The sequence below is a fragment of the Pseudomonas protegens genome (genome assembly GCF_003732485.1).
Classification (GTDB): domain Bacteria; phylum Pseudomonadota; class Gammaproteobacteria; order Pseudomonadales; family Pseudomonadaceae; genus Aquipseudomonas; species Aquipseudomonas protegens_B.
On the sequence record NZ_MOAK01000030.1, the window covers coordinates 72,398 to 74,171 of the forward strand.

Sequence of the window (1,774 nt, forward strand, 5' to 3'; positions counted from 1 at the left end):
AATCATGAGTTTGCTCAATATCGGGATGTCGGGGCTGGCGACCAGCCAAACGTCGTTGATGACCACGGGTAACAACATTGCCAACGCCGACACCGCCGGGTACTCGCGCCAGCAGACCGTGCAGGGCACCAAGGCCTCCGCTCAATTCGGCAATGTCTTCATCGGCACCGGTACCACCCTGGCGGACGTGCGCCGGGTGTACAACAGTTTCCTCGATGCCCAGTTGCGTACCGCCACGTCCCTGAACAGTGACGTCGCGGCCTACCAGAGCCAGATCAGCCCGATCGACCAGTTGCTGTCGGACAACGGTACCGGCATGAACGGTGCCCTGACCAAGTTCTTCGCCTCGTTGCAGAACCTCAACGCCAAGCCTACCGACGAGGCCTCCCGGCAGTTGCTGCTCAGCGACACCCAGGCCTTGAGCAACCGTTTCAACTCGGTGTCCAGCCAGCTCAACGAACAGAACAGCAACCTCAACGGCAACATGGCGAGCATGGCCGAACAGGTCAACAATCTGGCCAATACCGTCGCCCAGCTCAACCAGAAGATTTCCGAACTCTCGACCAACGGCAACGGCATGCCCAACGACCTGTTGGACGCCCGTAATGAAACCGTGCGCCAGCTGTCTACCTTTATCGGCGTGCAGGTGTCGGAGCGTGGCTCCAGCCTCGACCTGTACCTGGGCAGTGGCCAGCCGCTGGTAATGGGCAACTCCGCCAACACCCTGGAAGTGGTGCAAGGCAAGAACGACCCGACGCGCTCCATGCTGCAGCTCAATCGCGGCACCAGCACCGTGGACATCACCAACGTCACCACCGGTGGCGAGATTGGCGGTCTGTTGCGCTATCGCAGTGAAGTGCTGGACCCGGCAATGAATGAACTGGGGCGCGTGGCCCTGGTGGTTGCCGACCAGATGAACAGCCAGATGGCCCAGGGCATCGACAAGAACGGTGAGTTCGGCGGCAACCTGTTCAACGACATCAACAGCCTGCGGATGATCAGCCAGCGCAGTATGGCCAGCGCCGCCAACAGCGCGGGCTCGGGCAACTTCGATGTGAGCATCAAGGACACCGGCAAGCTGGGCACCGGTGACTACACCGTGACCTTCAGCAGCGCCACGGACTACAGCGTCAAGCGTTCCGACGGCAAGGACATGGGCACCTTCAGCACGACCAACCCGGCGCCCGTGATCGACGGCTTCTCGCTGAAGCTCAATGGCACGGTGGCCGCGGGTGACAGCTTCAAGATCATCCCGACCCGCAATGCCGCAGCCACCATCCAGACGGAAATGACCGACGCCAAGCGCCTGGCTCTGGCTGCGCCGTTGAAGGCCGAGATCGGTGCCGGGGTCAAGAGCTCCCTGAGCATCTCTGCGCAGCCGTCCCTGGCGGTGCCGATCAACAACTACGATGCAGCCAGCAAGCTGGAAATGCAGACCGCCATCAAGAACTCCGGCCCGGTCAAGGTGGTGTTCAATGCGGCGTCCGGCGGCAGCCAGACCTACGATTACTTCGACGCCAAGGGCGTCAAGATGGGCAGTGGCTCTATCGTGCCGGGGCAGAGCAATGTCCTGAACCTGCAGGTCAAGATGCTCGATGCCAGCGGCAACCCGATCACCGACGGCGGCACGCCACCCGTGACCAAGACCTTCACGGTGCAGATGACCGTTGCCGGTTCGCCCAATGCCGGCGACAACATGAACGTTTCGGTGAATGGCGCCGGCTCTTCCGATAACCGCAACGGCCTGGCGCTGTCGGGTCTGCAGACCAAGCAG

1 protein-coding gene is annotated in these 1,774 nt (G+C 61.9%); it reads left to right on the forward strand.

Annotated features, from left to right (window positions below):
* Window positions 1-4 precede the first annotated feature (4 nt).
* A partial coding sequence (gene flgK, locus BLX41_RS04505; RefSeq protein WP_259744405.1) for a flagellar hook-associated protein FlgK occupies window positions 5-1,774 on the forward strand: 1,770 nt, incomplete at its 3' end.